The following is a 7,996-nucleotide window of genomic DNA, read 5'->3' on the forward strand; positions in this document are numbered from 1 at the left end:
GTTTTTTGCTGCCGCAGGGCGACATGCCCGCCGGCGCGGGTCGTGCTAGCGTCGCGGCCGCCACTGGCCATCCGTCATCGCCCATCCTCGATGGAACCGCGTCAAACGCCCCTGCGCATTGCCCTGCTTTTCAATGCGAACAAGAGTTACGACCGGCATGTGTTCGCCGGCATCGGCCAGTATCTGGGCTCCACGCGGGTGGACTGGGACCTGTTCCTGGAGGAGGACTTCCGCTGTCGCGTCCAGGGCATCGAACGCTGGCGCGGCGACGGCATCATCGCCGACTTCGACGATCCTACGGTGGCCGAGGCGCTGACCCGCACCGCGTTGCCGGTGGTCGGCGTGGGCGGCTCCTACCGCGACGCAACGCTCTATCCGCAAGGCATGCCCTACGTCGCCACCGACAACGCCAAGCTGGTCCGGCTGGGCTATACGCATCTCATCGATCAGGGGCTCGAGCGGTTCGCCTTCTACGGCATGCCGCCGGCGCCCGACCATCGCTGGGCGCTGGAGCGCGAGGCGGCCTTCGTCGAACTGCTGCAGGCGGACGGGCGCGAGCCGATCATCTACCGCGGCCGGCCGACCAGCGCCGGCGGCTGGGACGTGGCGGTGGAGCACCTGGTGGCCTGGCTGGAAGCGCTGCCCAAGCCGATCGGCATCCTGTGCGTGACCGACGCCCGCGCACGCCAGCTGATCCAGGCTTGCCTGCTCGCCGGCATTGCCATCCCCGAGCAGGTCGCCGTGGTCGGCATCGACAACGACGCGCTCGCCCGCATGCTGATGCGCATTCCGCTGACCTCGGTGATCCAGGGCACCGAGGAGATGGGACGCACCGCGGCCCATCTGCTGCACCAGATGCTGCGCGGCATCGACCATAGCGCCACCCGCATCGTGGTGCCGCCGGCCGGCATCAACGTGCAGGCCTCCAGCCGTCATCAGCCGGTACGCAGCGCCCACGTGATGCGGGCACGGCTGTATATCCGCCAATACGGCTGCCTGGGCATCAAGGTCGAGCAGGTCGCCGAGCACGTCGGCGTCTCGCGCACCGTGCTCGAGGAACACTTCCGCCGCGAACTCAAGCAGACCGTGCATCAGGCCCTGCTGCAGCACAAGCTCGAGAGCGCCCGCGAGCTGCTGGTCAAGACCGATCTGCCGCTGGCCGAAATCGCCGTGCGCTGCGGCTTCACCTCGCTGCCTTACCTCTACGCCGTGTTCCGCCGCGAATACGACATGACGCCCCGGGAATTCCAGGCCGAGGCGCGCCGCCGCGACGCCGTACAGACCGCCACGCCATGAATGCCGTCAACCATCTGCCCACCCGCCGCATTGACGGCCCCGAACGCTGGGGGCGCCTGGACGACGGCCGCCCGGTACACCGCTGGATCTTGCGCAACGCCCAGGACATGCGCGTGGAGATTGCCGATCTCGGCGGCAGCCTGCTGTCCTGGCTCGCGCCCGACCGCCACGGCCGGCTCGGCGAGGTGCTGCTCGGCCATGCCAGCCCGGCCGACTATGCCCACGGTCACTGGTACATGGGCGCGCTGATCGGTCGCTGGGCCAATCGCATCCGCGACGGTCGTTTCGTGCTGGACGGCATCCCTTACCGGGTGGACCGCAACGATCACGGCCAGCATCTGCACGGCGGCCTGGAGGGTTTCCATCGCGCGCTGTGGCAGGTCGAACCTGCCGACGGCGGGCTTTGCCTGCGCCTGCACTCGCCCGACGGCGAGGGCGGCTTCCCGGGCGATCTCGATGTCGAGGTGCGCTACCGCCTGCACGACGACGGCAGCCTGAGCATCGATTACGACGCCTGCTGCAATTTACCGACGCCGATCAACCTCACCGCGCATCCCTATTTCGACCTGAGCGGCAACGGCGGCGGGGTTGGCGAGCACATGCTGAAGATCGCCGCCGGGCATTACCTGGCGGTGGACGCGGCGATGATTCCCATCGCCTGCGAAAGCGTGGCCGGCACGCCGTTCGACTTCCGCCACCCGGCGCCGCTGGGCGCCCGCCTGGCCTGGCCGCATCCGCAACTGGCCATCGCCCAGGGCTTCGATCATTGCTTCGTGCTGGACGGCGAACCCGGCCAGGCGCGGCCGGTAGCCGAACTCTACGCCCCGGCCAGCGGGCGCCGGCTCAGCGTGAGCACCGACCAGCCCGGCCTGCAGCTCTACACCGGCCAGCACCTGACCGGCGCGCCCGACCGCCGGGGCGGCAGCTATCGCGCCGGCGCCGGCCTGTGCCTGGAGGCGCAGGCCTTCCCGAACCAGATCAACAGTGATCGCGCGGCGCAGGTGGTGCTGCGGCCCGGGGCCCGCTACCGCCAACACACGGTCTACCGGCTCGACGCCGTCTGAAGAGGCGCGCGGTTTCACGGAGGACCCCACATGAAAAAACTCATCAACGACGTCGGCAGCGTGGTGGCCGACATGCTGCATGGGCTGGTCGCCCTGAATCCACGCCTGGCCCTGGTCGAGGGCCAGCACATCGTCGTCCGCGCCGATGCGCGCGCGGCGGCCGACCGCGGCGAGGTGGCGCTGATCTCCGGCGGCGGCTCCGGCCATGAACCGGCGCATGCCGGCTACGTCGGCGCCGGCATGCTGAGCGCGGCCGTCGCCGGCGAGGTGTTCACCTCGCCTTCCACCGACGCCGTGCTCGCGGCGATCCGCGCGGTCGCGGGCCCGGCCGGCGTGCTCCTGATCGTCAAGAACTACACCGGCGACCGGCTCAACTTCGGCCTCGCCGCCGAACTTGCGCGTGCCGAGGGCATCGCCGTGGAGACGGTGATCGTCGCCGACGACGTCGCCCTCGCCGCACGCGGGGAACACGCCGGACGCCGCGGCCTGGCCGGCACCGTGTTCGTGCACAAGCTCGCCGGCGCGGCGGCTGCCGCAGGCCGGCCCCTGGCCGAGGTCGCCGCCATCGCCCGCGAGGCGGCCACCGCGCTGGGCACCATGGGCGTGGCGCTCAGCGCCTGCACCGTGCCGGCGGCAGGCCGGCCGGGTTTCACCCTCGGCGAGGACGAGATCGAATGGGGCCTCGGCATCCATGGCGAGCCGGGCGTCGAACGCGGCCGCTTGCTGCCGGCGCGGGCGGTGGCCGCGCGGCTCATCGCCCGCATCGTGGAAGACCTGGACCTGCCGCGCGGCGAGCGGGTCGCGCTGCTGGTCAACAACCTGGGCGCGACGCCACCGGGCGAACTCGACATCGTCGCCGCTGCAGCCCTCGAGGCCTTGGCCACGCACGGCCTGCTCGTCGAGCGTGCCTGGGCCGGGACCTTTCTCTCCGCGCTGGACATGGCCGGCGTCTCGCTGTCGCTGCTCAAGCTCGACGAGGCGCGGCTGCGCGGGCTCGATGCCCCCACGACGGCGCGCGCCTGGCCGGCGATCGACGGCCGCGTGGGCCCGGTGCGCCATGTCCACCTTCCCGTGCCTGCGTCCAGCTCGACCCCGGCCCCGGCCGCCTCGGTGCAAGGCGATCCGTTCATGCAGGCACTCGATGCCGTCTGCGCCCGCCTCGTCGCGGCCGAGGACGAGCTCACCGTACTCGATCAGCGCGTGGGTGATGGCGATCTGGGCCAGAGCCTGGCCCGCGGCGCCCAAGCGGTACAAGCGGCGCGGGCCACACTTCCGGCCGCCCCCGCCGACGCCCTGCGCGAGCTTTCCGCGATCGTGCGGCGCGTGGTGGGCGGCACCTCCGGGCCGCTCTATGCGGCCATGCTGATGCGCGCGGCGGCGGCGCTCGAAACTTCCGCCGCAGCCGATGCGCAGGCGTGGGCACAGGCACTGGAGGCGGCCATCGCCGGCGTGGCCGAGGTCGGTGGCGCGGCGCCGGGCGAGCGCACCATGCTCGACGCCCTGGTGCCGGCCCTCACCGCCCTGCAGACCGCGCTAACCACCGGGGACGACGCCCTGCGCGCCCTGGATGCCGCGGCCGCGGCGGCCGCGGACGGGGCCCGCGCCAGCGCCCAGCTGATGCCGCGGCGCGGCCGTTCGAGTTATCTCGGAGCGCGCGCCCTGGGCCATCCCGACCCGGGCGCGCACGCGGTCGCGCTGTGGCTCGCGGCGATCCGCGACGCGTTCGCCTCACCCGCCGCGTGAGCATCGGCTTCCAGACGCCTCGTCACTTGCCGATGCAGAAACTCGCGAAGATCGCGCCCAAGAGATCGTCACTGGTGTAGGCACCGGTGATCTCGCCGAGCGCGCGCTGGGCCGCACGCAACTCCTCGGCGGCCAATTCCCCCGCGCGTGCGGCGCCGAGGGCTTCGGCGGCGCGGCTCAGCGCCGCGGCCACGGCATCCAGCGCCAGCAGGTGACGACGCCGCGCGCTGAAGGCCCCTTCGCCGCCCGCGCCGGCAAGACGCAGCAGCTGTGCCCGCAAGGCGTCCAGGCCCTCGCCGGTGCGCGCGGAAAGCCACAGCCACGGCACGCCCGCGCGCATTTGCACCTGTGCCGGCGAGCCGTCGAGATCGATCTTGTTGACCACGACGAGTCTCGCCGCCGCCGGCACCTCGGCGAGCAGGGCGAGATCGCCTTCCGCATGCTCAGCCTCGGTGACCAGCAAGGCGAGATCCGCGCGTTCCAGTTCCAGCCGCGCGCGGCGCACGCCCTCGCGTTCGACCGGATCGTCCGTTTCGCGCAGACCTGCCGTATCGGCCAGCGACAGCGCGAAGCCGTCCAGTTCGATCGCCTCCCGCAGCACGTCGCGGGTGGTGCCCGGCACGGCCGTGACGATGGCCCGCTCGCTGCCGGCCAGCGCATTGAGCAGGCTGGACTTGCCGGCATTGGGCCGGCCGACGATGACCGCGCGCAGACCGTCGTTGAGCCGCACGCCGCACCGCGCGGCGGCCTGCAGCGCGGCCAGCTCGCCGCGCAGGACCTCGAGGCCGGCGATGAGCGCCGGGTCGGCGAGAAAATCGATTTCTTCCTCGGGAAAGTCGATCGCGGCCTCCAGCTGCACGCGCAGGGTGACGAGCCGCTCGAAGAGCGCCTGCACCTGCCGCGAGAATGCCCCTTCCAGCGAAGCCAGCGCGGCGCGGGCGGCGGCCTCCGAGCGGGCGGCGATGAGATCGGCGACCGCTTCGGCCTGCGCAAGGTCGAGCTTGCCGTTCAGGAACGCCCGCTCGGTGAACTCACCCGGCCGCGCCAGGCGCGCGCCGAGCGCGCACACCCGGCGCACGAGCAGGTCGAGCAGGACCGGACTGCCGTGTCCTTGCAGCTCCAGGACGGGTTCGCCGGTGTAGGAAGCCGGCGCGGGGAAATACAAGAGCAGCCCGCGATCGATCAGGCTGCCATCGCTGGCGCGGAAATCCGTCAGATGCGCGTGGCGCGGACGCGGCCTGCGGCCGAGCAGGGCCCGGGCGATTGCCGGCACCGCCGGCCCGGACACGCGCACCACGCCGATTCCGCCGGCACCGGCCGGGGTGGCGATGGCGGCGATGGTATCGGCAGCGATCGACATGGACGCCCTTGGGCCGCATCAGCCCGCGCAAGCCGTACTCAAGCCGCGCGCGCCGGCTGCTCGGCGCGTTCCACCTGACGGGTGATGAACCACTGCTGGGCGAGGCTGGTGGCGCCGTTGACCACCCAGTAGAGCACCAGCCCCGACGGGAAGAAGGCGAACATCACCGCGAACAGGATCGGCATCACCTTCATCATCTTGGCCTGCGCCGGATCCATGCCGGTGGTGGGCGTGAGCCACTGCGTGGCCAGCATCACCAGCACGTAGAGCGCCGGCAGCACGAAGTACGGGTCGGGCGCGGAAAGATCGTGGATCCAGCCGAAGAACGGCGCCTGACGCAGTTCCACGCTCTCCATCAATACGCGGTACAGGCCGAGGAAGACCGGGAAGGTCACCAGGATCGGCAGGCAGCCGGCCATCGGGTTGATCTTCTCCTTCTTGTACAGCTCCATCATCGCCTGCTGCAGCTTGAGCTTGTCGTCGCCATAGCGCTCGCGCAGCGCCTGCATGCGCGGCTGCAGCTTGCGCATGCGCGCGCCGGAGCGGAACTGCGCGGCGGTGAGCTTCCACAATGCCGCCTTGAGCAGCAGCACCAGCAGGATGATCGCCACGCCCCAGTTGCCGCACAACGCGTGCAGCTTGGAGAGCAGCCAGTGCAGCGGCTGCGCAATGGCGGTGAGCCAGCCGTAGTTGGTGGTCAGTTCCAGGCCCGGTGCGATGGCATCAAGCTGCCCCTGCAGCTTGGGACCGGCATAGAGTCGTGCTTCGGTGGCGAGCCGCTGTCCCGGTGCCACCATCAACGCCGGGCCGACGGCACGGACCAGATAGGTCGGTTGCGCCGACTCCGGATGCAGCACGCCGCTGGCGAAGGTCTGCGGCTCGTTCGCCGCCGGAATCCAGGCGGCGAAGAAGTAATGCTGCAGCATGGCGATCCAGCCGCCGGTGACCTGGCGCTGCAGTGGCTTCTTGGCGAAATCGGCGAAGGACAGCGCGTCGAACTTCTCCTCCGGGCTGTACCAGCCGGCGCCGGTGAAGCTGTTCGCGCTGGGGTTGGTGAAATTGGCCAGCCAGCCGCTCACCTTCGGCGGCGCCACGCGCTGCAGCTGGGTGTAGGCATTGCCCTGCCAGGGCGCGGCGCCGGTGTTCTCGATGGCCTGGGTGAGGTGCACCACGTAGCTGCCGCGTTTCAAGGCGTAGGTCTTGCTGACCTTGAGACCGGCGGCATCCTGCCAAGTGAGCACCACGCTCGCCTCGTCGGCGCCGGGAGCCAGGCCGACATCGCCCTGCGCCACCGCGAACACGGCACGGTGATCCGGCGCCGCGCCTTGCGCACTGACCAGACCGCTCTGGGCGACGTAATAGCGCTCGGCGGCATCGTCGAACAGGCGCACCGGCGGTGGATGGGGCTCACGCTTGCTCGGCGCCACCTCCGGGTAGCGCAGGAGCTCGGCACGGACCAACGTGCCGCCGCGGCTGTCGATGGTCAGGCGCAGCACGTCGTTGCTGAGCGTGACGCGCCGGCCGGCCACCGATGGCGCGGTACCGGCCGGCACCGCGGCCGCGACGCTGGCAGCGGAAACCGGCACGTCGCCGGCCGGTCCGGAAGCAGCCGCGGCAGCGGCAGCGGGACCGGAAGCGGACGGGGATGCCGGGCGCGGGCCGTAATCCTTTTCCCAGGCCATCCACAGGAGATAGGCGACCGCCATCAGGGCGAACAGCAGGAAGGTGCGGGTCTGGGTCATCGGCGGGAAAGTCCGGTGGCCGGCCGCGCAGGGCGCGCCGGCTCGAGAGATGGCGGAAGAGAAGTCAACGCACGATTGTGCCGGCGCCCTCGGAAGGCTTCAACGCGGCCAGTCGCCGCCACAGCGTTTGCAGCTCGCCGGCGAGCACATCCCCCGGCTGGCCGGCGGCGGTGGCCTGTGCGATCACCAAGATGTCGAAGGCGGGCAAGAGTGCGCGCTCGCGGCGAAAGCTTTCGCGCACCAGGCGCTTGAGGCGGTTGCGTTCGACCGCGCGCTTGGACACGCGCCGCGACACGGCCAGGCCCAGTCTGGCCAGGCTGAGTCCGTTGGCGCGATAACGTACAGAAAAACAGCGGCCGCCGAGGCGGCCGCTGGTCTGTCGCAGGGCGAGGAAATCGGCGCTGCGGCGAAGCCGCGCCACGCGCGGCAAACCGGCGTCACGCACGCTTGCGAAACACTTACGGGATGAGACGCTTGCGGCCCTTGGCGCGGCGCGCATTGAGCACCTTGCGCCCATCGGCCGTGGCCATGCGGGCACGAAACCCGTGGGTGCGGGCGCGCTTGAGCTTGCTGGGCTGGAAAGTCCGCTTCATGGCTGGCTCCAGAACGAAAACGGTTGGAAAAAAGGTTTGAAAGTATGCCGGTCGGCCGCTTCGGCTGTCAAACCGCCCGCACCCGGCGGCGCAAGCCTGGCCTGTGGACAAGTTCAGGGACAGGCTGTGCATGATGCTAGAATTGGCGGTCCACCCCGCGCTTTTTCCGGGCGCGCTCCATCTTGTCGTGGAACATCC

7 protein-coding genes are annotated in these 7,996 nt (G+C 70.8%); 3 read left to right on the plus strand and 4 right to left on the minus strand.

All coding sequences use genetic code 11. The features are described from left to right. Window positions 1-90: 90 nt before the first annotated feature. From ALSL_RS13515 to dhaL, 3 genes are read left to right on the plus strand one after another with little or no spacing between them, the layout of a single operon-like run. Window positions 91-1,296 carry a XylR family transcriptional regulator gene (locus tag ALSL_RS13515; protein ID WP_126539901.1) on the plus strand — a complete coding sequence of 402 codons (1,206 nt, stop codon included), beginning with the start codon at window positions 91-93 and terminating at the stop codon, window positions 1,294-1,296. Further along, window positions 1,293-2,360, plus strand: a complete 1,068-nt coding sequence (locus ALSL_RS13520) for an aldose epimerase family protein (protein ID WP_126539903.1) — start codon at window positions 1,293-1,295, stop codon at window positions 2,358-2,360. The genes ALSL_RS13515 and ALSL_RS13520 overlap by 4 nt, the downstream gene beginning before the upstream one ends. 30 nt (window positions 2,361-2,390) lie before the next feature. Further along, on the plus strand, window positions 2,391-4,103 hold the full coding sequence (gene dhaL, locus ALSL_RS13525; protein ID WP_126539905.1) for a dihydroxyacetone kinase subunit DhaL: 1,713 nt from the start codon (window positions 2,391-2,393) through the stop codon (window positions 4,101-4,103). A gap of 22 nt (window positions 4,104-4,125) precedes the next feature. On the opposite strand, the gene mnmE is transcribed toward dhaL, so the two are convergent. From mnmE to rpmH, 4 genes are all read right to left on the minus strand, one after another. Next, a complete protein-coding gene (mnmE, locus tag ALSL_RS13530; protein ID WP_126539907.1) occupies window positions 4,126-5,463 on the minus strand; it encodes a tRNA uridine-5-carboxymethylaminomethyl(34) synthesis GTPase MnmE in 1,338 nt (445 codons plus the stop codon). A gap of 38 nt (window positions 5,464-5,501) precedes the next feature. After that, entirely contained in the window at window positions 5,502-7,205 is a 1,704-nt protein-coding gene (yidC, locus tag ALSL_RS13535) for a membrane protein insertase YidC (RefSeq protein ID WP_126539909.1), read from the minus strand. Window positions 7,206-7,269: 64 nt separating this feature from the next. After that, on the minus strand, window positions 7,270-7,626 hold the full coding sequence (rnpA, locus tag ALSL_RS13540; protein WP_231700241.1) for a ribonuclease P protein component: 357 nt from the start codon (window positions 7,624-7,626) through the stop codon (window positions 7,270-7,272). 37 nt (window positions 7,627-7,663) lie between these two features. Beyond that, window positions 7,664-7,798, minus strand: coding sequence for a 50S ribosomal protein L34 (gene rpmH, locus ALSL_RS13545; RefSeq protein ID WP_007510029.1), 135 nt, complete (start codon window positions 7,796-7,798; stop codon window positions 7,664-7,666). Window positions 7,799-7,996: the final 198 nt, after the last annotated feature.

Origin of the sequence: Aerosticca soli (assembly GCF_003967035.1) — a bacterium.
In the GTDB taxonomy this organism is placed as follows: Bacteria; Pseudomonadota; Gammaproteobacteria; order Xanthomonadales; family Rhodanobacteraceae; genus Aerosticca; species Aerosticca soli.

What these genes read in the sequence shown, in the direction of transcription:
- ALSL_RS13515 (WP_126539901.1), top strand. Translation starts at nt 91, where the DNA reads ATGGAACCGCGTCAAACGCCCCTGCGCATTGCCCTGCTTTTCAATGCG.
- ALSL_RS13520 (WP_126539903.1), top strand. Translation starts at nt 1,293, where the DNA reads ATGAATGCCGTCAACCATCTGCCCACCCGCCGCATTGACGGCCCCGAA.
- dhaL (WP_126539905.1), top strand. Translation starts at nt 2,391, where the DNA reads ATGAAAAAACTCATCAACGACGTCGGCAGCGTGGTGGCCGACATGCTG.
- mnmE (WP_126539907.1), bottom strand. Translation starts at nt 5,463, where the DNA reads ATGTCGATCGCTGCCGATACCATCGCCGCCATCGCCACCCCGGCCGGT.
- yidC (WP_126539909.1), bottom strand. Translation starts at nt 7,205, where the DNA reads ATGACCCAGACCCGCACCTTCCTGCTGTTCGCCCTGATGGCGGTCGCC.
- rpmH (WP_007510029.1), bottom strand. Translation starts at nt 7,798, where the DNA reads ATGAAGCGGACTTTCCAGCCCAGCAAGCTCAAGCGCGCCCGCACCCAC.